This window comes from Pseudomonas sp. FP818, assembly GCF_030687335.1.
GTDB classification, from domain to species: Bacteria; Pseudomonadota; Gammaproteobacteria; order Pseudomonadales; family Pseudomonadaceae; genus Aquipseudomonas; species Aquipseudomonas shahriarae.
This window is the reverse complement of the sequence record NZ_CP117427.1, coordinates 661072-683418: the sequence shown is the minus strand read 5'-3', so window position 1 is coordinate 683418 and position 22347 is coordinate 661072. Positions and strand designations below refer to the sequence as shown.

Genomic DNA, 22347 nt, shown 5'->3' with positions numbered 1-22347 from the left:
GTCGAGCCCCGGCGAGGCTGCGAAGGGATCGCCTCGGTGTACCTGTTAAACCGCAGCGCCCGCATCGCAGTGATGCAGCGGCCCTACACGGACCGAGTACAACTTAGCGTGGCGGATAGTTGGACAGCACCTTGGTCACTGTCGCCCGGATCGCCGCACTGCGGTCCTGGGGGCTGGGCGAGTTGCTCATCATCTGTTCGTCGCTGCCGCGCCACACCAGCTTGCCGTCCTTGCCGTCGAGCAAGTCGATCTGGAGGGTCGCGACCTTGTAGGTGACGTTGCGGGTTTCGTTGTACATCGGTGCGCCCCAGTAGCCATTCCACGGGCCGCCCCAGGCGCCGCCGTAGTTGGTGGTGACTTGCTGCTGACGGTCTTCGACGATCAGGTAGGCCTGCACGTTCAGGTCTGCCTTGGCCCCGGGGGCTGCCGAGCGCAAGCCGCGCTGATCGAGCTGATCGGCCACCGCCTGGCGGATGCGCTGCTCGGTCAGGTCGCTCTTGATCCGCGGATCGTCAGGGCGGTACTGCAACGCCGGGTCTTTCCAGGCCCAACTGCGGTAGGCGGCAAAGTCGCGGCTGGCGTCAAAATCGTGATTGACCTGATGAGTCTGGCAACCGCCCAGCAGCACGGCAAAAGCGAGCAACGCGATACGACGCAACATGGTAGTTCTCCAAAGGGCAAACCGAGCCTGAAATGAGAATAGCTGTTAACTGGGAGGATACGCCGTCATGGCCTTCTGCACAGCCTGGCGCAAGGCATCGCCGCGTTCACTCAGGCTGCCCTGGCTGCCCGTTTCGGCGCTGGCGCTCCATACCGCCTGGCCCGTGCGGGCGTCGAACAGGTTGACGCGCACCACCACGACTTGCACTTCATAGGTGCGCACGATCGGCACCGAGTTGTACATGCCGTAGCCGTTGCCATAGCGGTTGTAGCCACCGTAGCCGTAGCCATAATCGTCCTGCACCTGGCGCAGGCGTTTTTCCAGATGCACATCGGTGCTGACCAGCAAGTCCGGCGCGCGCTGGTCATGCACCGGCCGCAGGCCACGCTGGTCAAGGGCACCGCTGACGGCTTCGGCGATCTGCGCAGGATCTGCCCAGGCCGAGCCGGCCGGCAACTGGCCGTTGCGCCAGGCCCAATTGCGATAGGCACCGTAGTCACGCACCGGCGCCGGGTAGGCGCTGGCATCAAAGGTGTTGGCCGCCTGGGCAGGCGCCGGCGGCATGGGCTTGGAGGCCGCCACATACGGGTTGTTGCTGGAGCAGGCCCCCAGCCCCAGGCACAGCAGGATCAATGCACAGCGCTTCATTTCGATCTCCGCAGACTGGGCCGCTTAAACCGGACGGCAGATCCAGTGCAAATAACGCCCAAGTCCGGCAAAGCTTGGGTGACGACGGTGAGCGAGTTCCATCTCCAACAAGTCCTGCAAATCGGCGCGGGCCTGGAATTCCACCGGCATATAGTCGTGGAAGACCCGCACCCCGCTCTGGCTTTCGACCTGCCACAGGCCTTCAAGTTGCGCCGCCAGTTCCCGTGGGTCCAGGGGCTGTTGCGGGGTCAGGCTCTGTTTTTCGCCGGCCATGTCATTTTTGCGCATCTTGCGAAAGTGGCCCTTGAGCAAGTTGCGGTAAATCAGCGCATCACGGTTATAGAACGCCAGGGACAACCAGCCACCCGGCGCCGTCAACTGGTGCAGCACCGGCAGGATCGCATGGGGTTCGGCCAGCCATTCCAGCACGGCGTGGCACAGCACCAGGTCGTAGGGCTCGGTGAGCTGACCCAACAGGTCCTGCCAGGGCGCCTGGATGAACGTTGCACTCTGCCCCGCTGCGGCGAACCGCTGGCGGGCGCCTTCGAGCATCGGCTCGGCGGGCTCGGCCAAGGTCACATGATGCCCGCGCTCGGCCAGCCACAACGACATATGGCCCAGGCCGGCGCCGATATCCAGCACGCGCAACGGCCGCTCCGGCAGGGCCTCGGTCAAGTCGGCCTGCAACACCGCCAGGCGAATCGCGCCCTTGGCACCGCCGTAGATCTTCTCGGCAAAACGCGTGGCCAACTGGTCGAAATGGCGATCACTCATGGGTAAACCGCCGCTCGTTGTCGGCCAGCTTGGCGCTGACCACTTGATCCATATCCAGGCCCAGCTCACCGCAGAGCAGCAGCAGATAGAGCACGATGTCCCCCACTTCCTGGCCGGCATGGGCGAGTTTGTCGGCGGGCAACTGGCGCGACTGGTCTTCGCTCAGCCACTGGAAAATCTCCACCAGCTCGGCCATCTCTACGCTGGCGGCCATGGCCAGGTTTTTCGGGCTGTGGAATTGTTTCCAGTCGTTGTTATCGCGGATGCGATGCATGCGTTCGGTAAGGTGTTCGAGATTCATGGGGCGCTCCTGAAGGGGTATAGCTTCAGGCTCAAAGACGGGGATGGCAAATAAATTTGCGCTGCTTGTCAGGGCACTATCGCAGGCAAGCCAGCGCCCACATTGGACGGTGTCAACAAATCAAACTGTGGGAGCCGGCTTGCCTGCGATGGCGATCTAATCAACCACGCTGAACTCAACCCTGGCCGTCTGCCCCGCCTCATCGAGCACACTCAGTTGATAGCGCCCCAACTGCTCCAGGCTGGCATTGATGCTGTCCTGGTTGGCACTGTCGCCCAGCGGCGCACCATTGAGGAACCACCAGCGCCGCCCACTGCCGCCCAGGGCCGAGAGCTTCAGGCGCAGTTGCTGCTGGCTGCCCGCCGGCAAGCGCAGTTGATCGCCCTCACGCACACCCACCACCGACAACGGCGACGACGCCGCCAGCGCCGGTGGCGGGCAATCCGGGTCTGGCGCAGGGATGCGTGCGTCACGCCGCTCGATCCTCGGCAACCACGGTTCCAGCGGTGCCGGCCACAGGGCAATGTCCCGCGATACCGCGCCCGGGCAACTGGCCGCCACGCGCAGGCCCTTGGCATTGACCCACACGGTTTCCATCAAGCCGACACCCAAAGGTTGGTCCAGGGCCTGCAAGGTCGGCGGCGTGGTGTTGTCCAGCGTCCAGGCAAACCGCTGGCGCCGGCAATTGGCGTCGCTGCGGCTCATGGGCTGGCCCAGGGGCCAACAGATCGCCGCCACGCCGACATTCATCGGCACGGGTTTAACCGGCGCGATAATGCCGCGCTGGCTGTCGCGGTTGGTCAACACATCGTGCACTTGCAGCATCAACGGCGCCGCCGAGGCCAGGCCAAACTGGCCGGGCACCGGGGTGCCGTCCGGGCGGCCGATCCACACACCAATCAAATAGCGCGGCCCGACGCCAATGGCCCAGGCATCGCGAAAGCCGTAGCTGGTGCCCGTCTTCCACGCCAACACCGGGCGCTGCACCAGCTCGGCCCGGGGATCACGGTCCGGCCGTGCCTGGCCACTGAGGATGCGCCGCACAATCCACGCCGAACCCGGCGATAACAACGGCCGCTCCTTGAGCACATCATCGGGCTGCAAACGGATGGCAGCGCTCTTGCCGTCGCGGGCCAACGCGCTGTAGCCACCGACCAGGTCTTCCAGGCGGCTGCCGGCGCCGCCCAGGATCAACGCCAGGTTCGGCTCGGCCAGCGCCGGCAGCGCCAGGGGCATGCCGCCGATGCGCATTTCGCCGGCAAAACGCTTGGGCCCATAGGCTTCCAATAGTTGCACCGCCGGCAGGTTCAGCGAGCTGGACAGCGCCGTACTGGCCGGCACCGCGCCGGTAAAGCCCATGGAGAAGTTGCCCGGCCGGTAATCGCCATAGCGCCGAGGCACATCCTGCAACAGCGATTCAGAGTGAATCAGCCCCGCGTCCAAAGCCATGCCATACAGGAAGGGTTTGAGGGTCGAGCCCGGCGAGCGCAGAGCGCTGATCATATCCACATGGCCAAAGCGCCGCGCATCGTTGATATCCACCGAGCCCAGGTAGGCGCGCACGGCCATGCTTTCTTCTTCGACCACCAGGATCGCGGCCGAGGTGTGCTCCGGCAGCCGCGCGCGCCAACCCAGCAGCAGGTCTTCGAGACGGCGTTGCAGGGTCGCGTCGAGAGTGGTGCGAATCAGCGGCGGGCTGTCGGGACGGTTCAAGCGGCGCGCCAGCAGCGGCGCCAGGCTGGGTTCCAGGCGCGGCGCCAGCAACAGGGGTTCTTCCAGGGCTTCGTCGACCGCCGATTGCGGCCACACCTGGAACTCGGCCAGGCGCCGCAGCACTTTGTCCCGGGCCTCCTGGGCGCGCTGCGGGTGACGGTCCGGGCGCAGACGGCTCGGTGCCTGGGGCAGTACCGCGAGCAACGCTGCTTCGGCGTGGGTCAGCTGTTGCGGCGACTTGCCCAGATAGGCCCAACTGGCTGCCGCCACGCCCTGCAAGGTGCCGCCAAAGGGCGCGCGATTGAGGTACAGGTTGAGTATCTGGTCTTTGGACAGGTGCCACTCCAGTTGCGCGGTGCGCCACAGCTGGCGCAACTTGCCCGGCAGGGTGCGCGAATGGGGATCGAGCAGGCGCGCCACCTGCATCGACAAGGTGCTGCCGCCAGACACTACCCGCGCGCCGGTCAGGTTCTGCCAGGTCGCCCGCACCAGGGCCAGCGGGTTGACGCCGGGGTGCTGGTAGAACCAACGGTCTTCGTAGGTCAGCAGCGCATCGAGGTAATACGGCGAGACTTCATCGGTCGCCACCGGGTAACGCCATACGCCGTTGGCATCGGCAAAGCGCCACAACGGCGTGCCGTCCTCCGCCAGTACCACACGGGCCAGATCGTCCTTGGGCAACGGCAGGGGCCAGAGGCGGTCGGCCAGCCACAGCAGGGCTATCACCACCAGCAGGCTACCCAGGGTAGCGCGTGCAACTATTCGCAAATTCAAACGGGCAAACCTCTATGCTTCTAGGGAACTCGCCCAAGGGATTGGCGACCAAAGGCTCAGGTCCGGCAGATACGCCCACCCTTTCATCAGGAAACTCATATGCAGGTAGAAAGCTTTTTCGAATGGCTGGGCCAGGCGCTCGGTTCGGTCATCCGCTTTATCGTCGACGGGCTCAGCGGCCTGTTCGGCGCCCTGACCAATGCCGGCGGCAACTTTATCGACGGCCTGTCGCGCACCCTGGGCATGGACACCTCGATCATCAGCATCATCACCCTGATCATTGGCCTGATGCTGCTGTACTCGGCAGTCCGGGCGTTTATGCGGGCCTCGATCATCATGGGGATTATCTGGTTGATGCTGGGGTTGTGGCTGCTCAGTTGGGTTGTGCATTAAATACAGGCCCTGTGGGAGCGAGCTTGCTCGCGATAGCGGTGTGTCAGTCGCCGAATACATCGGCTGAAAAACCGCTATCGCGGGCAAGCTGCCACATTAAAGGCAGCACCAGTTCCTACAGGAGGCGCTTAACGCCCCTTGATCACCATATCCACTGGGGTATCCCCCACTGCCTGCCAGTTCGGCCGGTACATCGACTCCACTTGCGGCGGCGGTACGCGATAAGTCCCAGGCGTGACAGCGCGGGCCAGGTACAGCAGATGCGTGGTGCCGTAGCCGTCCAGGTTCAGCGCGGCCACATAGCGATCATCGCGGTATTCCTGATGCTTGATCGACGCATTCTGCATCGACTCGCGCCATTCCTTGACCTGACTGCTGGCGTTTTCCAGGCTGGCGGCGCTTTGGCCCAGGTTCTGGTTCTCCAGCTCCAGGCCAGCTGGTAGCAGGTCGACCACCAGTGCATCCGGCACCCGTTGCTTGTTGGCGCTGACCGCAATGTGCACCAGCACCAGGTCGCCGCTGCGCAGGTTTTGCAGGTTCAGCGGCTGGCCATTCATCCCCAGGTACTCACGACGAATACTCAGGTTTTCGCCACCCGCTACCGGCGCGTGCTGTGGATAACCGGAGATGCTCAGTTGCTGGTAAATCGGCTCGCTGCCCGGGTTGCGCAGGGTCAGCGGTGAAGCCAGCAACGGGCCTTCCAGCTTCAGGCCGGACTGGCCGTTGTTCAGCTCGCGGGTTTCGCCGCCGCTGCTCAACTGCGCCGTCCAGTTGGTTTCCGGTTTGCCCAGCAGGCCACGGCCGGCGAGGAACAGCGAGTTGCGCTCCTGGGTCGACAGCCATGGGCTGGCCGCCATCTGGTCCGACAGCTCGAACAGGCGTTCTTCACGCTTGCCTTTGGCCAGGTCGTTTTCTTCCAGCAAGGCCAGGATCATCGCCTGATCACGCAGGGGGCTGCCGTAGTCGGCCAGCCATTCATTGGCTTTGCGCTTGACCGCCAAACCGGCGAGCAATGCCTGGTCGGCGCGCGGCTGGTCGCCCATCTTCTGCAAGGCAATCGCCAACTGCACCAGGGGCAGGCCGGAACGCGCATCGCTGCGGCGCTCGAACAAGCTGCGCAATGCGCCCAGCGGCGCCTGCTGACTGCGCGCCAGCACCAGCCCGGCGTAGGCCTGCACGGCGAAGCGCGTGTGGTCGGCGTTGTCGCTGTAGTCGACTTCAATCAGGTTGCGTTCCTGCACATAACGCAGCAGGCGTTCGCTGGCCTTCTTCAGCGCTTCAGGCGGTACGGCAAAACCCTGGTCGCGGGCGCGCAGCAGGAAGTCGGTGACGTACGCCGTCAGCCAGTATTCTTCCTCGCCATCGGCACCCCACAAACCGAAGCTGCCGTTGTAGCGCTGCATGCCCAGCAGGCGCTCGATGCCCAGTTCGATCTTGCGTTTGCGCTCGGCATCCGGCTCGCCGGTCAACCCCAGGCGTGTCAGCACGGCGGCGTCGGCGTACAGCGACGGGTACAGGCCGCTGGCGGTTTGCTCCAGGCAGCCATACGGGTAGGCCTTGAGCGCACGAATCTGCTCGCCCAGGTTCAACGGCGGGCGGCTCGACAGGCTCAACAGCGCCTCACGCCCGGCCGGTTCAAACAGGGCCAGTTCGCTGTCCGGCAGGCCCCAGGCTTCGTCCTTGAGCACTGCGCGGTATTGCTTGAGCAGCGCCGGATAAGCCGGACGCACGCCCAATGTCCATTCGCGGGTAAACGCCGGCAGGTTCTCGCCCGGCAGGTCCAGGCCGTTGACCGTAACCTTGATCTTGCCCTGGCCAAAACCGCCCAGCGCACGCACTGGAATCTGCAAGGTGGTGCGCTGGCCCTGGGTCAGTTGCACGCTTTGCGATGGCTCGCCCAGCAGGGTCAGTTGACCTTCGGCGGTCAGTTGCACATCGAGCTTCTGCGCCTTGCCCGACAGGTTGGACAGGTCCAGCGCCAGGCGCGTCTGGTCGCCGCCAGCGAGGAAGCGTGGGGCCGACAGCTCGGCAATCAAGGGCGCGGCGATCACGGTCTTGGCTTCGGCCATGCCGTAGCGGTCATCGCTCCAGGCCTGGGCCATCAGGCGCAACTCGCCGTTGAAGTCGGGGATATTGACGCTGACTTCGCCCTCGCCTTTCTCATTCAGGGTCACCGGCGCGCTTTGCAGGGCGACGATGGTGACGCTGGTGTCCGGGCGCTTGCCGCCCTTGGCCAGCGCCGCGTCACCACCAAAGGCCAGGCTGGCCAGGCGGCCCTGGCCGGCTTCGATCAACTGCCCATAGATATCGAACTGATCCACGCCATACGCCTTGCGGCCGAACAGGCTGGAGTATGGATCCGGGGTCGGGTACTCGGTGATATTGAGGATGCCCACGTCCACCGCCGCCACCAGCACATGCACCTGTTTCGGCACGCTGCCATCGGCATTTTTTGCCGCAACCTTGACCGTCAGTGGCTGCTTGGGGCGCATTTTTTCCGGTGCAGTCAGGGTCAGGCCCAGTTTGCGCTGGGTACGATCCAACGGCAGGTGCAGCAAACCCACGGCGCGTTTGGGGGTGATGTTGGCTTTGCGCTCGCCGGGACGGATCACCAGCGCGCTGACATACAGATCATGACGCGACCATTTCGGATCGAGCTTCACTGCAAAGCTCTTGCCTTCGGCCGGCACCTCGATTTCCTGCCACCACAACGGGCCTTCACTGGATTCGACCAACAGGTAGCCCTTGCCGGCTGCCGGCGGGGTGACAGTGACGTTGGCCGTATCGCCATCGCCATATGCCGGTTTGTCCAGCGCCAGCTTGACCTGGTCCGGGCGCACGGCGCCGCCTTCGGTGTTGTCCTGAGCCTGGTAGCCAGCCCAGAAGCGCTTGCTGCTGATCAACCCGGTCTGTGGGTCTTCGACTTCGACGCGGTACGGGCCCCACTCCACCTGGAAGCTGACCTTGGCCGTATCGCCGGCCTTGATGTTGACGGTCTGCTCATCGAGGTTGAGGAATTTCTCGTTGTAGTGATAGCTCCAGCCGTCGTTGTCCGAGTAGTTCCAGTAGTAGTCGCGGCGCTCGCGGATCAGGCGGACCTTGAGGTTGTCGGCCGCCAGCTTGTCACCTTGCTGGTTGGCCAGCAGTACTTCGAATTCCGCCGGGCCATCGCCATCGGTCTCCTTGCCATCGAACAAGCCGCGCAGGCCGGGCAGTTGCTCGGCCGGCCATACCGGCTGTACCAGGCGGCGGGTGATCGGGCGCCCGCCGGATTCTTGCAGGCTGGCCTGCACGATCAGTTGCAGCGGCGACTTGGCCTCGCTCCATTTGCTTTCCAGGGTCAGCTTTTCCTGGCCCTGGGCATCGAGCACGCTTTCGTCCAGTTCAAAATCCTGGCTCAGCTCTTCTTCCGTTACCGAGCCAAACTCGTAGCCCGGCAGGGCTTTGACCGCCTCGCGCAGCGGGCGCACATACACTTGCCCGCTCAGGCGATTGCCCGCCGCCGGGGCGCCGTAGAGGTAGCGGCCGTTGACCTGGATAACGGCGTTGTCCGCCGGGCTCAACGGCGTGTCGCTGCCCTTGAGTTCCAGGGCCAGGCGCTCGGGCAGGAAGTCCTCGACGAGGAATTCATACAGCTGCGGCTTACCGTCACCCAGGTCGAACACCAGCTGCCAGCGCCCGGTCGGCGCTTCGCCGGCCAACTGCAACTGATACTGATAGAGGCCAGAGGCATCGGCGTCCCATACGAATTTGCGGCTGACCTGCTCATCCGGGCGGCGCACTTCGACACTCACGGGCTGTGGCTTGACGGCATTGCCGTCCTTGTCGCGCAGCAGGGCGTTGAGCAGCACGGTTTCGCCAGGGCGGTACAGATCACGCGGGCCGAACACAAAGAATTGCAGCGGGTGCGCGGGCTGGCCGCCGATATCGAACTCGGCCAGGTCCAGCGCTGCGCTGTCGAGGCGCAACAGGCTGGTTTGCTCGCCCTGCTTGGCCAGCAGTACCTGGGCCTTTTTCGGCAATGGCAGTTCGGCGTGGCCGCCCTTCTCGGTCTTGCCCTGGCCCAACACGCGGCCTTCGGCATCGAGGATTTCCAGCTCGACGCCATCGAGTGCCTTGCCGCCTTCCAGCGCCTGGGTAAACACATCCAGGCGGTTGGCGTAACGGTGCACCGACAGGCCGATATCACTGAGGGTGAACAGCGTGGCCGGTTGCGAATAGTTGTAAGTGCCCGAGGCGCGCATCACCGCCAGGTACACGCCCGGCTGTTGCAGTTGCTTGAGGCCGGCGATCGGCAGCAGCAGGGTTTCACGGGTGTTGCGCGCAGGATTCAGGTCGAAACGGCCGCCGTACACCAGGTCGGCCATGGGCAGCAGTTCACGGGACTCATAGCTTTGCAGGCTGGTATTGCGGCCCCACTGGGCGAGAAACACCGGCAGCGATTCGGGCTTGATGCGGAAAAATTCGACGTCGATCTTGTCGACATTCAGCGCGATCACCGGCAAACCTTCGGCCAGACGGGTGGGCAACAGGGTGCCACGGCTGGCGAAGCCGACGGTGGCTTGCAGGTCGCGGGTTTCCAGGCGGCTGACGTACTCGGCGGCGAGCTTGGCGTCATTCACCCCACGCAGGCCGGCGTCCACGGTCAGCACCAGTTTACGCTGGGGCTCCAGGTGGCGCAGGCGCAGTTCCATCAGGTTGTCGGAAAGCTCCCAGGCACCGTCGACCTTGCCGGATTTGCTGTCCACCAGGTGCAGCTTGTCGGCGAACTTCTGGTCCGGGTCCAGCGGGATCGAAAAACTCACCGACAAGGTGCTGGCGCCATCCAGTTGCACCTCAGACACGTCCACCACGCTTAACTCACGGCCTGCATAACGCTGCTTGAGCGTCGCCACGTCTACCGCGGCCTTGGCCGGCGCCGTCACCGCTGCCGCAGGGGCCGCTGGCGCTGCTGGTTTGTCGGAAGAATCGCAGGCGCTCAGCAGGGCCAGCGCGCAGGCCAGGAACAATCCTTTGTTAAGCATGGGGCACTCGTTGTGAGGGTGTCTGAGGGGTGAACTATATATCAGCGCCAGTGAAGCGGGTTATGGTGGCGATCACATTGACCGACGGAGGGCGATTTGGTTCTGTGTACAGACCAAGTCAGGTCAAACCCTACCTCTGAAATGCTCCAGCGCCCGCTATTTGCGGATGCCTCGCCCCAACCTCCCGCAGAAACTCACCCGCGCTGAGCTTGAGCCACTCAATCAACCGGGCGATGGCCGGCTCGGACTGTCGACCCTTGCGGCAAATAATGTAATACGCCGCCGGCGACATCATCACCGGGCTGCTCAAGGCAACCAATCCCCCCTCTTCCAACTGGTCATATACCAACGCCGTCCTGCCCAGTGCGATCCCAGCCCCCTTGAGCGCAAGGTTTATAGCCAGGCTCGAATCCGGAAACCGAGGCCCAGGGTGATACGGGGGGGCCGCCACCCCCTGGAACGCAAACCAACTCTCCCACCCCGGACAGATCTGATCATCCGCCCGGTGAATCAATGGGTACCGGGCGATATCCTTCGGCGCAATATCGCCATGCTCGCGATAAAACGCCGGCGAACATACGGGAAACACCGCATCGCGCATCAGCAACTCGACATGATGCTCCGGATAGTCCCCGCCCCCTATGACTACTGCGACATCAAATTGATGAGCACCCAGGCTGGCAGGGCTCATATCTGCGCTGGTCAGCACCAGGTCGAGATTGAACGAGGCGTCAGTATGCGAGCCATGCACTCTGGGAATCAGCCAGGTCGAACAGAGTGAAGAGGTGCACGAGAGGTACAACGGTTGGGCTTCGCGCGGATTGAGAACCTGCAACGCCGCCTCCAGCCCTTTGAAAAACCCATCAGTGACCGGCAACAAGGCGTGCCCTGCCGACGTCAGCTTGACGCCACGTGAGTGCCGCTCAAACAACTGCACGCCCCACCACTCTTCCAGGCCCGCAATTTGATGGCTGATGGCACTGGCGGTGAGGTTAAGCTCAGATGCCGCACGCGCGAAACTGCCCGTTTGCGCGGCGCTGACAAAAGCCTGAAGCATCGCAGTGGGTGGAGGACGCTGAGCCATCAAGTGCTCACTTTGATCAGGATGATCCCGCAAACAATGACGCACGCCGAGAGCATCCGTCGCCAGCCGAACCGTTCATGAAAGAACAGCGCGGCAATAATGGCGCCGATAATAACACTGGTTTCCCGCAGCGCTGAGACCTTGGCCACCGCGTCCAGCGACAGCGCGAACAACACCAGGCCGTAGGATGCCAGGTAAAAAACACCCCCCAAGACACCCACTCGCCAATGACTGCCAATGGTTTGGACAAGTGCCGCACGCTCCTTGCAAAACGCCAGCAGCGGGATAGGAATGCTCTGGAACACCGTCAGGTAAATAATGTATTGCAGCACCGTTTCACTGGCTCTCACACCCTTGGCGTCCACCACTGTGTAGGACGCAATAAACACTCCAGCGCCCACCGCCATCAGGATCGGCTTGAGCATGTGCGCGGTCATCCTGCGTACAAATGTCAGGCTGATGATCCCCAGGCAAATCAACAACACCCCGGCCATCGCCTGGAACGACAGTTGCTCATGCAGCAGAAAGTAGGAAAACAACGCCACCAGCACCGGCGGCACACCGCGCATCACCGGGTAGACCTGACCGAAGTCGCCCGTCTCATAGGCCTTGATCAGAAACAGGCGATAGACCGTATTCAATATCACCGAGAGCAGTACATAACCCCAGACTTGCAGGCTCGGCACATTGACCAGCGGCAGCGCCGCCAGGCAGATCACCAGCGCCGTGCCATCGACGATGGCCAGGGTCATGAAGCGGCTGCTGCCGGCTCGGACAACAGCGTTCCAGGTGGCGTGCATGAAGGCGGAGATCAGGACCAGGGTGATCGCGATATCGGAGTTATCCATGGGGTTTGGCTGTTCTGAGGAGAAGGCGGGTATTTAACTCAGCCTCGCGTGCTGGCCAGAAGCGAAAGCTCATCAGCGCAGCCATGAGCCTTCATCATGCCGACATTGCCACCCACAACGCTGGGACCTGCTGTGGGAGCTGGCTTGCCTGCTCCCACATTGGGTCTGCGATGCTGCCCAGGCAGCGTTACAATGCCGCTCCCCCAAGGAGCCCGCATGTCCACCTTACTCACCGACTGGCGTCATCGCCCCACTCACCGCCGTGTCTGGGCCCTGGCCGCGCCGATGATTCTGTCGAATATTTCGGTACCGCTGGTGGCGCTGGTGGACAGCATGGTCATCGGCCATCTGCCCCACGCCCACCAATTGGGCGCCGTGGCCGTAGGGGCCAGCCTGTATACCTTCCTGGCCTGGGCCATGGGCTTTCTGCGCATGGGCACCACCGGGTTTGCCGCCCAGGCCGCCGGGCGCAATGATGGCGCGGCGCTGCGGCAAATCCTGCTGCAAGGTCTGCTGCTGGCACTGGGGTTGGCAATGGTGCTCGGCACGGTGGGCATTCCCCTGAGCCACCTGGCGCTGGAGTGGATGCAGCCCTCCGCCGAGTTGAATCAACTGACCCGCGAGTTCTTCCACACCCGCCTGTTCGGCCTGCCCGCCGCCCTGGCTACCTATGCCTTGGTGGGCTGGTTCCTGGGCACGCAAAACGCCCGGGCGCCGCTGGCGATTCTGTTGACCACTAACCTGGTGAATATCGCCCTGAACCTGTGGTTTGTGCTGGGCCTGGACTGGGGCGTAGTCGGTTCGGCGCGGGCCTCGGTGATTGCCGAATGGACCGGCGCCCTGCTCGGCCTGGCCCTCACGCAAAAAGCCCTGCGCGCCTACCCTGGGCATATCGCCTGGGCGGCGCTCAAGGTCTGGCAAAGCTGGCGCGCGCTGCTGGCGGTCAACCGCGACATCTTTATCCGCAGCCTGGCGCTGCAGTCGGTGTTTTTCATGATCACGGTGCAAGGTGCGCGGCTGGGCGATGCCACCGTCGCGGCCAATGCCCTGCTGCTCAACGGGCTGTTGCTGACCGCCCATGCCCTGGATGGTTTGGCCCACGCGGTAGAAGCGCTGTGCGGCCACGCCATCGGCGCCCATGACCGCCAGGCCCTGCGCCGCTCACTGGTGGTCGCTTGCGGTTGGTCACTGATCGCCAGTCTCGGCTTCGCCCTGCTGTTTACCTTCGGCGGCCACCTGTTTATCGCCATGCAGACCGATATCCCCAGCGTGCGCGCAACCGCCGATCTCTACCTGCCGTACCTTGCGGTACTGCCGTTGATTGCGGTGTGGAGTTACTTGTTGGACGGTTTGTTTATCGGCGCGACCCGTGCGCGGGAGATGCGCAATGGCATGCTGCTGACGGTGCTGATTATGCTGCCGCTTGCCTGGGCGCTGCAGGGTTTGGGTAACCACGGGCTGTGGATAACGTTCCTGCTGTTTATGGCGGTGCGCAGTCTGACGTTGTGGGCGATTGCGTGGCGACTGAACAAACAGGACCGCTGGCTCGGCCAACCCTGAGAACGCGGGCTATCTGTTGATTGTTACAAAACAGCTTGGCTGTTTTTCGGGGAGCAGACCACAGAGCATTTACACCTTCGAGGTCAAACATCACCTCTCATCCAAGGTAGGTCTGTGAATGAATATACTCCCGACACCAGCAACCGCAGCCCCCCTTTCACCACGCGTCACTCCACCGGCGGAACCGGCCGGCACCCCTCATATCAGCGTTTTAGCGGATGATGGAAACACCAAGATCCAGCAGATTTCAACCTATAAAACAGACCCTCAAGGCAAGCGTGTGCCCGATGTCAGCAGAGTGCTGATTACCACCTCCGACCGGGCTGACAACGTCAGTATTACCGTTGGCGCAAACCACCAGCTCAACGCGCGTATCAATGGCAAAGACTACAAACTCCCACTGACAGCAAACAACAACGCGCACTCACTGAGGATCAACACTGCTGGAGGCAATGACCGCATTACCGTCGACAAGTACGTCAACATCGAAATGCACATAAACAGCGGCGACGGTGATGACGATATTGTTTCAAATGGGCGAGTGGGGACCGTGATCGGTGGAAAAGGAAACGATCACATACGCCTGGGCACCGGCGATATGGCGGTAACTGGCGGTGATGGCGACGACACAATTACTGCCGGCACGGGCAACGCTGCGATATCGGGAGGAAAAGGAAACGATCACCTGTATGCAGGCTTTGGTCCTACCAACAGAGTGTTATTCCTCAACGGCGACAGGGGAGATGACCATCTTTACGCTGGGCCTGGCAAGGTTGTACTAAACGGGGGAAGGGGCAATGACACACTGAGTGGTTATTACCGGACTACTTTTTATAGCGGCGAGGGCGCCGACACCATTAACTCTTATGATAAAAACGATAAGATCTATGCCAAGTCTACCGACACAATTAACAACCAAGGCAACTCTAAAATCATCCCTGTTACATATTCCGAGAGCGGTAGAAAAGGCTTGGTAATAAAAGGTACAGAACAATTCATAGAACAGACGGAAGATGTTATAGACCGACTAAGAGCCTCACCAGCGGGTCAAAAAGCACTCGAAGCCATGGATCAATTTGTTGAAGACGGGCATAGGCCTATCGTCCTTACCGAATCGCACACCCCCGGCTTTAGCGCCTACGGATTCAGGAATGAGTACACCTCAAACGCTGAGCTCAGGAAAGACCCTTTCCGCCCTGAGTTTGGTTATATAAAAGACAACAAACCGGGTTCAGTTTCGACCCAGCCCGAAATCGTTTTCGAACCCGCTGACTTTGACCAGACCTTTTCCATCTCCCCGGAGATTACGCTCCATCATGAACTCGCTCACGCGTTCAATGGAGCCACAGGGACGGGCATACCTGGCAAACAAATCCTGAAGGACGCTAATGGAGCCCCCCTCCTCAGAGGCGGAGTGCCGAGAACCGTAAACAACGAGGAATACCAAGTGGTTGGAATTCCCACGGATGCCACGCCTTTCGACTTTGACAATAACCCCAACACTCCAGCGACCAACGTCAACCCTTATCCCTTCACGGAAAACGCCCTCCGTGAGGAAATGGGCGTTCCGCTGCGCGACCGTTATGACGTGGATGAGGCGCCGCGCATCTGATAAGTCAGGAAGACAGGTACGAGGAGCGGGTCAGGCCCAGGCGCAAAGCATCCAGGAACTGCGTACGCTCCGCCGCCGTGATCTTCGCGCTGGCGCACTTGTCACGGTAGTGGGTCATCAACTCCTCCGGCGACAAGTGCACGTAGCGCAGCATGTCTTCGATGGTGTCGTGGGTCTCGATCCCGGCGCTGTAGACGGTGCCGTCGTCGCGCTGGTAGATGTTCACCGAGTCGGTGTCACCGAACAGGTTGTGCATGTCCCCGAGGATTTCCTGGTAGGCGCCCACCAGGAAGATGCCCAGCAGGTAATCTTCGCCTTCGTTCAAACCGTGCACCGGCAAGCTGGTCTCGATGCTCTGCTCGTCGACGTATTGCTTGATCTTGCCGTCGGAGTCACAGGTCAGGTCTTGCAGTACTGCACGGCGCAGCGGCTCTTCGTCGAGGCGATGCAGCGGCAGAATCGGCAGTACCTGGCCGATGGCCCAGGTGTCCGGCAGGCTCTGGAATACCGAGAAGTTGCAGATGTACTTGTCGGCCAGCTTGTCATTGAGTTCGTCCAGCACCTGGCGGTGCGAGCGCTGGCGGGCCTTGAGCGAGTTGTGCAGGCGGCGGCACACGGCGAAGTAGCACTGTTCGGCCAGGGCTTTTTCCGCGAGGGTCAGTTTCCCGTCGGCGTACTGGGCGGCCACGTCGCTCATGTAGTGGGTGGCGCGCCAGTAGGTTTCGGTGACCATTTCAATGTCGGTCGGGCCCAGCAGGTCAACCAGCCATTGCACGGTTTCCGGCAGGCTTTCCTTGTTCTCGATCACCGGCACGTCGTCGTTGTGTTTCTCGACGTCGGTGACTTGCACCACCAGCATGGCGTGGTGAGCGGTCAGGGAGCGGCCGCTTTCGGAGAAGATGTTGGGGTGCGGCAGGTTCTGCGCGTCGCAGAACTCCTTGAGCATGCCCACCACTACGCCGGCGTAGTCGTCCATGTCGTAGTTGATCGAACTGGCGTTGCGCGAGTGGGTACCGTCGTAGTCCACGCCCAGGCCGCCGCCGACGTCGATGTGGTCCACCGGCAGGCCAAGGTTGCGCAGTTCACCGTAGTAACGGATGGCTTCCTTGAACCCGTGCTGGTAGTCCGCCAGGTTGGCGATCTGCGAGCCCATATGGAAGTGCAACAGGCGGATGCCCTGGTCCAGGCCGGCGGCGCGGAAGCGCTCGACCACCGACAGCAACTGCGCCGCCGACAGGCCGAACTTGGACTTCTCGCCACCGGTGTCTGCCCACTTGCTCGACGCCAGGGACGACAGGCGCACCCGCAGGCCGACCTGTGGCTTGACCTTGAGGTTGGCGGCTTCTTCGATCACCAGGCCCACTTCGGACTCTTTCTCGATCACGATAAACACGTTGTGGCCCAGCTTCTGGCCCATCAGCGCCAGGCGGATGAACTCACGGTCCTTGTAACCGTTGCAGACGATGGTGCCGCCTTTCGGTGCCAGGGCCAGCACCGCCAGAAGCTCAGGCTTGGAGCCGGCTTCCAGGCCGATGGACACGTCCTGGGTGGCGATGATGTTCTCGATCACCGCTTCCTGCTGGTTGACCTTGATCGGGTACAGCGCGGTGTATTTGCTCTGGTATTCCAGGCGCTCGATATTCGCGTCGAAGGCGCCGGTCAGCTGGCGCACGCGGTCTTGCAGGATATCCGGGAAGCGCACCAGCAACGGCAGGGACAGGCCGCTTTTGCGCAGCTCGTCCACTTGCTCGTACAAGTCGATGGGCGAGCTGTTCGGGCCGTTCGGACGGACTTCAACGCGACCGGCATCATTGATCGCGAAATATCCGGCCCCCCAATGGCGAATCCCGTAAACACTGCGGCTGTCCGCAACTGTCCATTGGCTGCCATCGTCTTTGCGTGTGCGTCGTACGGACATCGAAGTCCCCTATATAAAGTCGAAGAGCGCCACCCAAGTCAGAGGCTGGCGCAGTCTAAAGAGTGAAAATGACGATTTGCCTGTGAGAGAGGTAGACCCCGCTCGCAGGACAGAGTTTAGACACCGGTCAGGAACAGGCTCTGTGAAACCATGGAGACGACGAGCGCGCTCGTCGGTGCGGGTTTCACAGAGGCTGCTAGCCGCCGGATTTCTTCGCCTTGTAACCGAGCTTGATCAACTCGGCCAACAGCAACTCGACGTGATCGCCCTGGATTTCGATGATCCCGTCTTTCAGGGCGCCACCGGTGCCACAGCGCTTTTTCAGCACGGTGGCCAACTCCTTGAGTGGCTCGGCCGCCAGAGGCACGCCGGTGATGGTGGTCACCGTCTTGCCGCCACGGCCCTTGCTCTCGCGGCGTACGCGGGCAATACCGTCACCTTCGGGAATCAGGGTCTGTTTGCAGGTACAGGCGTCCACGGGCTGGCGACAGTCCGGGCAATGCCGACCTGCGTCGGTGGAAAACACCAGGCCACCAAGGGCGGCGAAGGATGCGGCTTTTTTGGCCACCGGCAATCCTCTTGGGAGGATGAAGACTGATCAGTGCCCGTCAACCGGCCACCAACCGCGAAGCCCCACTCAGGCAGGGGCAGCGCTACCGAACCGCCAAGGCAGTTCGGCTTGAAAAGTCGCGCAGTGTAACGGCAAAAAGCCTACTTGCTAAGAGCCAAATGGCGCCAATTTATGCAACTTTAGCGACGCGCCGCCAGATAGCGTTTTAAGGCGGCCAGGGAGTCGGGGCAATAGGACTTTTGCTCGATATCGGCCAGGACTGCCTCAATGGACATAAAACGCGCTTCCAGCACCTCTTCGGGCTGCAGCTGCAGCGGCCCATCCCAGACCGCAGAAAACGCCGAGCACCAGAGCCGGTTACCCGTATCCTCGAAAAAGAAGTGGTCGTGGGCGGTCAGTTCTACACCGCTGACGCCCAATTCTTCTGCCAGCTCACGGGCGGCCGACTGCTCGTAGGTCTCGCCAGCCCCGACCATGCCGCCCGCCGCCACGTCCCAATAACCGGGATAGATGGCTTTGCTCAGGGTGCGCCGGTGCACGCACAGTTCACCCTTTGAGTTAAACAGCATGATGTAGGTGCCGCGCCCGATCAGCCCGCGCTCGCGCAGGTCAGCACGCACCAGGGCGCCGAGCAGGTTGTCCTGCTCGTCGACCCAGGCGATGTGTTCGGCATCCGAGGCCGCGCGGTGCGCGACCTCCTTGGCGCTATCGACCATGACTCAACCCTGGTTCAGCAGTTGACGCAAGTCGATCACCGCCGCGTTGGCGCGGGAGATGTAGTTGGCCATCACCAGCGAGTGGTTGGCCAATACGCCATAGCCGCTGCCATTGAGGATCATCGGGCTCCACAGGGTTTCCTGGGACGCCTCCAGCTCACGAATGATCTGGCGCACGCTGACGGTGGCGTTTTTCTTGGCCAGCACGTCGGCAAAGTCGACTTCGATGGCGCGCAACAGGTGGGACAGGGCCCAGGCCTGGCCGCGGGCCTCGTAGAACACGTTGTCGATCTGCATCCATGGGGTTTCCACCACTTCTTCATCGAGCTGCGGCACTTCGCCCGGCGCCAGCGTTTCGGTTTTCAGCGCGGTATTGAGCTTGACCCGGCCGACACTGGCCGACAGGCGCTGCGACAACGAACCGAGGCGGGTAGCAACATCGCCCAGCCAGTTGTTCAGGTTGTCGGCACGCGCGTAGAACAACGCGCCTTTCTGGTTGGGGTCGGAGAGACGCGCCTGATAGCGGTTCAGGGAGTTGATGCCTTCCTGGTACTCCGATTCGCTGGAGGGCAGCACCCAGCTCTTGTTGTCGAAGTTAAAGCGCGGCTCGGCCTTGGCCAGGTCGGCGTCTTCGGCCGATTGCGATTGCGAGCGGGCGAAGTCCTTGCGCAGGGCACGGGTCAGGTCACGCACCTGCACCAGCACGCCATATTCCCAGCTGGGCATATTGTCCATCCACAACCCAGGCGGGAAGCGGTCATTGGAAATATAACCGCCAGGCTTGTTCAGCAGGGTACCCACCACGGTCTTGACGGTTTCGACAGTGGTAAAGCCGAGCACCATTTGCTTGCCGTCTTTTTCGGCGGCAATTTGCGCATTTTGCTGGACCGGGAACAACGCTGGCTCCTGGCTCCAATACCAGCCCAGGCCACCGGTGACCAACAGGTAAATCACCACCAGGGTCATCAGGGCACGGCTCATCAACAGATTACGAAAATAGCTGCGGGAGGCCGACTTGGGCGCAGGGCTTGGGCCTGGGGCGCTGCCTGCACGGTTTTTCCAGTCCAGCATGGCGGATATCCTTTCAGTCACTTGAGTTCAATAGCTACGACCACAACCCTACCCCATCGTGCCCGTCGGTGCGGGGCTTTTAATCAAGGTGGCGTAAAGCTGGCACTCAACTATAAAGGATGGGCGCCGATGCGCCTACGCGACCCAAGGGTCAGCAAATGAATCCACAGGACGCTGCAGTTAATTGACGTATGACACTCGTGCGAATGAAAAGAGGTGCTAGCATAGAGCCACCAGTCGACCTCAGCATGCACCCTTACCTAGTAGTCAGGATATGACCGAGCCAGAAGACCCCAGTCGTGAGCGTCTCAAGCACCACTTTGCCCAGCGGGTAATTCATCAGGCGCGTCAAATTCTTGAGATCTGGCAGCGTTTACAGCGCAGCGAATGGTCGAACGCCGAATTGAATGAACTCAGCGAGGCCAATCTGCGCCTGCTGCGTTTTGCCGAACGCTTCGAACAACCCGAGCATGGCCAACTGGCCCGGCACATCATCGAGTCGCTTAAAGCCGTGGACGAAAACCGCGGCCGCCTGAGCAGTCACCTGATCACCGACCTCAACCGTTTGATGCAGCGCCTGTCGCGGACCGGTCTGCGTCAGGGCGACCAGCTGGATCAGACCTTCCTGCCGCCGATGCGCAAGCCGATCTACGTGATGCTCGCCGATCACGACCGCGCCGAGCGCCTGGCCAAGCAGCTGGAATTCTTTGGTTTGAGTGCGCAGTCCCTGGACAGCGTGGCCGCCTTCCGTTCGTCCATGGCCGAACGCCTGCCGGCGGCGATTGTGATGGACGTGGACTTCTGTGGCGCCGGCCTGGGCCTGAAATTGGCCGCCGAAGCCCAGGAAGGCCTGGAGCAGAAACTGCCGCTGCTGTTCTTCAGCCTGCACGAAACCGACACCCCCACCCGCCTGGCCGCCGTGCGCGCCGGTGGCCAGGAGTTCCTTACCGGGACCCTGGAGGCGTCGAGCCTGCTGGAAAAAATCGAGGTGCTGACCTGCGTCGCCCAGTACGAACCCTATAAAGTGTTGATCATCGACGACTCCCGCGCCCAGGCGATGCACACCGAACGCCTGCTCAACAGCGCCGGGATCGTCACCCGCACCCTGATCGAGCCGATCCAGGCCATGGCCGAGCTGGCGGACTTCCAGCCCGACCTGATCATCCTCGACATGTATATGCCAGCCTGTACCGGCACCGAGTTGGCCAAGGTGATCCGCCACAATGACCGCTATGTCAGCGTGCCGATCATTTATCTGTCGGCCGAAGATGACCTGGATAAACAGCTGGACGCCATGAGCGAAGGCGGCGACGACTTCCTCACCAAGCCGATCAAGCCGCGCCACCTGATCACCACCGTGCGCAACCGCGCCGCCCGCGCCCGCCACCTCAAGGCGCGGATGGTGCGCGACAGCCTGACCGGCCTGTACAACCACACCCATATCCTGCAACTGCTGGAAGACTGCAGCTTCCGCTCGCGCCGCGAGAACAAGCCGTTGAGCTTTGCCATGCTCGACATTGACCACTTCAAGCGGGTCAACGACAGCCACGGCCACCCCATGGGCGACCGCGTGATCAAGAGCCTGGCGCTGTTTCTCAAGCAGCGCCTGCGCAAGACCGACTACATCGGCCGTTACGGCGGCGAAGAATTCGCCATCGTGATGCCCGACACCGACCTGGACGCCGCTTGCAAAGTGCTCGATGAAATCCGTGGGCGCTTTGCCGAAATCCACTACCCGGCCCAGCCCCAGGACTTGTGGTGCACCTTCAGCGCCGGAGTGGTCGAGCTGTGCGACGGCTCCGACAGCCTGATGATGGCCGCCCAGGCCGACGAAGCGCTGTACCGCGCCAAGGACGCCGGGCGCAATCGCGTACACGCCGCAGGCACGTCAAGGCAAAGTGCCACCTTTTCATCGGATTCCACTCAGTCCGTCATAACACTGTAACGAAAACGCAATAACTTCAGGCACTTATTCTTCCGCCGTTGGTTGAAACCACGCATGCGCCTGAAGCTGCTGACAAATCTCAATACCCTTCTGCTGGTCGCCGTTTGCCTGGCCCTGGGCGCTACGCTCTGGTGGTCGCAACGGGCGCTTGAACGCCCTTATGTGCTGATGGAGCGCTATCTGGGCCTGTCCCAAGCCTTCCAGAACCAGACCGCGCGCAATATCGACGACTATTTGGCCAGCGGCGATGCCTTGCGCCTGAGCGCTGCCGGCCAGAGCCTGGAAAGCCTGGCGCTGAACCTGGACGAACTGCCGCCTGAGCTGAGCGAAAAATTGCGCCCCGGCTTGCTGGACCTTGAGGGTTTCAGCAAGACCGACCTGCTGGCCGCCGGCAAGCTGGCCGGCGACCCACAAGCCTTGCTGCTGCAAGCCGAGCGGGAGCTGGGGGCCAATCTGGAGCAACTGAGCCAGTACGCCATCGGCGTCAGCTCACCGGACGCGGCGCGTTATCTACCACCGCTGCTCGCCGCTGCGCAGCATCTGGGCCGGCTATCCCTGGCGCGAGACAAACTGGTGAGCAGTGGGCGCAGCGAACTGGCGGCCGATGTGGAGCGTGAACTGGCCAACATCCGCAGCCAGGCGGACTTGATTGAGCAGCTACCGCTGTTGGGCGTGACCGCCAGCAGCGCCTCCAACAGCGATGATTTCTCGGCGCTGATGGGCCTGGAAAGCAG

The 22347-nt window shown here is 62.1% G+C and carries 16 protein-coding genes; 4 read left to right on the top strand and 12 right to left on the bottom strand.

Going from position 1 to position 22347, the window contains the following annotated elements:
- Nucleotides 1-103: 103 nt before the first annotated feature.
- The 5 genes from PSH80_RS02935 to pbpC all read right to left on the bottom strand — a co-directional run bounded on the left by PSH80_RS02935 (nucleotide 104) and on the right by pbpC (nucleotide 4871).
- Entirely contained in the window at nucleotides 104-661 is a 558-nt protein-coding gene (locus PSH80_RS02935; protein ID WP_186625835.1) for a DUF4136 domain-containing protein, read from the bottom strand.
- Between the two features lie 45 nt (nucleotides 662-706).
- The gene (locus tag PSH80_RS02930) at nucleotides 707-1309 is read right to left on the bottom strand and encodes a DUF4136 domain-containing protein (RefSeq protein ID WP_305419130.1); all 603 of its coding nucleotides are present in this window, start codon (nucleotides 1307-1309) and stop codon (nucleotides 707-709) included.
- Nucleotides 1310-1333: 24 nt separating this feature from the next.
- Nucleotides 1334-2083, bottom strand: a complete 750-nt coding sequence (locus tag PSH80_RS02925; RefSeq protein ID WP_057437591.1) for a methyltransferase — start codon at nucleotides 2081-2083, stop codon at nucleotides 1334-1336.
- Nucleotides 2076-2384: a MazG-like family protein gene (locus PSH80_RS02920; RefSeq protein ID WP_057437589.1), complete on the bottom strand. Its 309-nt coding sequence runs from the start codon at nucleotides 2382-2384 to the stop codon at nucleotides 2076-2078. Before PSH80_RS02920 ends, PSH80_RS02925 begins: the two co-directional genes overlap by 8 nt.
- Before the next feature lie 156 nt (nucleotides 2385-2540).
- Nucleotides 2541-4871, bottom strand: coding sequence for a peptidoglycan glycosyltransferase PbpC (pbpC, locus tag PSH80_RS02915; protein ID WP_057958222.1), 2331 nt, complete (start codon nucleotides 4869-4871; stop codon nucleotides 2541-2543).
- Nucleotides 4872-4970: 99 nt separating this feature from the next.
- On the opposite strand from pbpC, the gene PSH80_RS02910 reads away from it, so the two are divergent.
- The gene (locus PSH80_RS02910; protein WP_057437585.1) at nucleotides 4971-5264 is read left to right on the top strand and encodes a hypothetical protein; all 294 of its coding nucleotides are present in this window, start codon (nucleotides 4971-4973) and stop codon (nucleotides 5262-5264) included.
- Nucleotides 5265-5392: 128 nt separating this feature from the next.
- On the opposite strand, the gene PSH80_RS02905 is transcribed toward PSH80_RS02910, so the two are convergent.
- The 3 genes from PSH80_RS02905 to PSH80_RS02895 all read right to left on the bottom strand — a co-directional run bounded on the left by PSH80_RS02905 (nucleotide 5393) and on the right by PSH80_RS02895 (nucleotide 12220).
- Complete coding sequence (locus PSH80_RS02905) at nucleotides 5393-10288, bottom strand: alpha-2-macroglobulin (RefSeq protein ID WP_305419126.1); 4896 nt, start codon at nucleotides 10286-10288, stop codon at nucleotides 5393-5395.
- A 130-nt stretch (nucleotides 10289-10418) separates the two neighbouring features.
- A complete protein-coding gene (locus tag PSH80_RS02900; protein ID WP_128593113.1) occupies nucleotides 10419-11372 on the bottom strand; it encodes a LysR substrate-binding domain-containing protein in 954 nt (317 codons plus the stop codon).
- Nucleotides 11372-12220 (bottom strand): EamA family transporter, encoded by an 849-nt coding sequence (locus tag PSH80_RS02895; RefSeq protein ID WP_057958219.1) that lies wholly within the window; start codon nucleotides 12218-12220, stop codon nucleotides 11372-11374. The genes PSH80_RS02900 and PSH80_RS02895 overlap by 1 nt, the downstream gene beginning before the upstream one ends.
- A gap of 216 nt (nucleotides 12221-12436) precedes the next feature.
- Between PSH80_RS02895 and PSH80_RS02890 the strand changes: the two genes are divergently transcribed.
- Together PSH80_RS02890 and PSH80_RS02885 are read left to right on the top strand one after the other, a co-directional pair.
- Entirely contained in the window at nucleotides 12437-13780 is a 1344-nt protein-coding gene (locus PSH80_RS02890; RefSeq protein ID WP_120731453.1) for an MATE family efflux transporter, read from the top strand.
- Nucleotides 13781-13898: 118 nt separating this feature from the next.
- Entirely contained in the window at nucleotides 13899-15392 is a 1494-nt protein-coding gene (locus tag PSH80_RS02885) for a M91 family zinc metallopeptidase (protein ID WP_305419124.1), read from the top strand.
- Nucleotides 15393-15396: 4 nt separating this feature from the next.
- On the opposite strand, the gene speA is transcribed toward PSH80_RS02885, so the two are convergent.
- The 4 genes from speA to PSH80_RS02865 all read right to left on the bottom strand — a co-directional run bounded on the left by speA (nucleotide 15397) and on the right by PSH80_RS02865 (nucleotide 19668).
- Entirely contained in the window at nucleotides 15397-17310 is a 1914-nt protein-coding gene (gene speA / locus PSH80_RS02880; protein ID WP_029297633.1) for an arginine decarboxylase, read from the bottom strand.
- Nucleotides 17311-17506: 196 nt separating this feature from the next.
- On the bottom strand, nucleotides 17507-17878 hold the full coding sequence (locus PSH80_RS02875) for a translation initiation factor Sui1 (RefSeq protein WP_029297635.1): 372 nt from the start codon (nucleotides 17876-17878) through the stop codon (nucleotides 17507-17509).
- A gap of 182 nt (nucleotides 17879-18060) precedes the next feature.
- Nucleotides 18061-18597, bottom strand: a complete 537-nt coding sequence (locus PSH80_RS02870) for an NUDIX hydrolase (RefSeq protein ID WP_057437578.1) — start codon at nucleotides 18595-18597, stop codon at nucleotides 18061-18063.
- Nucleotides 18598-18600: 3 nt separating this feature from the next.
- Complete coding sequence (locus PSH80_RS02865) at nucleotides 18601-19668, bottom strand: DUF2333 family protein (RefSeq protein WP_057958214.1); 1068 nt, start codon at nucleotides 19666-19668, stop codon at nucleotides 18601-18603.
- A gap of 274 nt (nucleotides 19669-19942) precedes the next feature.
- Between PSH80_RS02865 and PSH80_RS02860 the strand changes: the two genes are divergently transcribed.
- Nucleotides 19943-21613, top strand: coding sequence for a PleD family two-component system response regulator (locus PSH80_RS02860; protein ID WP_115127297.1), 1671 nt, complete (start codon nucleotides 19943-19945; stop codon nucleotides 21611-21613).
- Nucleotides 21614-22347: the final 734 nt, after the last annotated feature.

Bases quoted from the DNA above. Each gene is read 5' to 3' on its own strand.
- PSH80_RS02935 (WP_186625835.1), bottom strand. From the start codon at position 661: ATGTTGCGTCGTATCGCGTTGCTCGCTTTTGCCGTGCTGCTGGGCGGT.
- PSH80_RS02930 (WP_305419130.1), bottom strand. From the start codon at position 1,309: ATGAAGCGCTGTGCATTGATCCTGCTGTGCCTGGGGCTGGGGGCCTGC.
- PSH80_RS02925 (WP_057437591.1), bottom strand. From the start codon at position 2,083: ATGAGTGATCGCCATTTCGACCAGTTGGCCACGCGTTTTGCCGAGAAG.
- PSH80_RS02920 (WP_057437589.1), bottom strand. From the start codon at position 2,384: ATGAATCTCGAACACCTTACCGAACGCATGCATCGCATCCGCGATAAC.
- PSH80_RS02910 (WP_057437585.1), top strand. From the start codon at position 4,971: ATGCAGGTAGAAAGCTTTTTCGAATGGCTGGGCCAGGCGCTCGGTTCG.
- PSH80_RS02905 (WP_305419126.1), bottom strand. From the start codon at position 10,288: ATGCTTAACAAAGGATTGTTCCTGGCCTGCGCGCTGGCCCTGCTGAGC.
- PSH80_RS02900 (WP_128593113.1), bottom strand. From the start codon at position 11,372: ATGGCTCAGCGTCCTCCACCCACTGCGATGCTTCAGGCTTTTGTCAGC.
- PSH80_RS02895 (WP_057958219.1), bottom strand. From the start codon at position 12,220: ATGGATAACTCCGATATCGCGATCACCCTGGTCCTGATCTCCGCCTTC.
- PSH80_RS02890 (WP_120731453.1), top strand. From the start codon at position 12,437: ATGTCCACCTTACTCACCGACTGGCGTCATCGCCCCACTCACCGCCGT.
- PSH80_RS02885 (WP_305419124.1), top strand. From the start codon at position 13,899: ATGAATATACTCCCGACACCAGCAACCGCAGCCCCCCTTTCACCACGC.
- speA (WP_029297633.1), bottom strand. From the start codon at position 17,310: ATGTCCGTACGACGCACACGCAAAGACGATGGCAGCCAATGGACAGTT.
- PSH80_RS02870 (WP_057437578.1), bottom strand. From the start codon at position 18,597: ATGGTCGATAGCGCCAAGGAGGTCGCGCACCGCGCGGCCTCGGATGCC.
- PSH80_RS02865 (WP_057958214.1), bottom strand. From the start codon at position 19,668: ATGCTGGACTGGAAAAACCGTGCAGGCAGCGCCCCAGGCCCAAGCCCT.
- PSH80_RS02860 (WP_115127297.1), top strand. From the start codon at position 19,943: ATGACCGAGCCAGAAGACCCCAGTCGTGAGCGTCTCAAGCACCACTTT.